The sequence below is a fragment of the Paenibacillus sp. VCA1 genome, from assembly GCF_031583795.1.
Classification (GTDB): Bacteria; Bacillota; Bacilli; order Paenibacillales; family Paenibacillaceae; genus Paenibacillus_AQ; species Paenibacillus_AQ albilobatus.
This window is the reverse complement of sequence record NZ_JAVLSX010000034.1, coordinates 1-1173: the sequence shown is the minus strand read 5'-3', so window position 1 is coordinate 1173 and position 1173 is coordinate 1. Positions and strand designations below refer to the sequence as shown.

Below are 1173 nucleotides of genomic sequence, written 5' to 3'. Positions count from 1 at the left end.
TTCGGTACTCCACAGGACTAAGGTTGTTTAGTTTTGCTTGGAACCTGTCGTAATTGTAAAACCGTATGTATTCATGAATACCGGTGATGAGCGCTTCTTCCGACTCAAATGATTGAAGGTATAAACATTCTGATTTGAAATGTCCAAAGAAACTCTCCATGCAGGCATTATCCAAACATTTACCCTTTCTAGACATACTGGATTTCATTTTGTATTGCTTTAGAAGTTTGCTGAAGCGTCTGGAAGTGTATTGATATCCTTGGTCACTATGGAGGAGAACTCCTTTTGTTTTACGGACACCTCGAGCCTTTTCCAATGTATCAGTCACAAGTGCTAAGTCATTTTTGGTGCTTATGTGGAACGCAATGATTTCGTTGTTATAAAGATCGTAAATGGTAGAGAGATAGAGGTTTTTCTGGTTGTACGGAATATAAGTAATATCAGTGACCCACTTCTGATTCGGACGGTCCGCATGGAACTCTCTGTTCAACAAATTATCGGATACTACGTAAGCCTCCTTTTTACCATAAAACCTTTTCTTCTTTCGGATTTGTGCTTGTATACCCATCTGTTTCATTAAGCGATAAACCCTTTTGTGGTTTACATGTAATCCGTACGTTTTATTTAGCCATATTTGCATCCTTGGGTAGCCTAGTATGCCTCTGAGGCGCTGATGGCCCTCTAAAATCTTCTCCTTTAGAGTTTGATCCTCTAGTTGTTTAGGTAAGAACGTATGACGTCTTCGTCTCCATTTGTAATATCCACTCCTAGAAACTTGAGCGATTCTACAAAGCATTGAGATCCTGTATCCCGCAATTGCCAACTGCTCTATGACGACATACTCAGCGATTCTACTTACAGTTTGCTTCGCCCCCTTTGTAGTGACCAGAGCTTTTTTAAGTATTCATTCTCCGCACGTAATCTAATGAATTCCTCTTCAGGGCTTAACGGGTTCTTTCTTGGCCTACCTTTGTTAATGCCCTTTGATTTCCCGCGTTTCTCTTCAAGCCCCGACATGCCTTCATTCTCATAAAATTTGACCCAGCGCCTTATAGAGGCTTCTGGAATACCCAACTCTTTCGCGACTCGCTTATATCCGAAGCCATGTTCGAGGTACATCTGAACAGCTTTATATTTCGATTCAGTTGAATGTGTGTGTTGGACTCTGGCCAT

2 protein-coding genes are annotated in these 1173 nt (G+C 41.2%); both read right to left on the bottom strand.

From position 1 onward, the window contains the following. Positions 1 to 850, bottom strand: an 850-nt coding sequence (locus tag RJP21_RS30970) for an IS3 family transposase (RefSeq protein ID WP_310862614.1), incomplete at its 3' end; no start/stop codon positions are given. Positions 851 to 855: 5 nt separating this feature from the next. Next, positions 856 to 1173, bottom strand: a 318-nt coding sequence (locus tag RJP21_RS30965) for a transposase (protein ID WP_310862613.1), incomplete at its 5' end; no start/stop codon positions are given.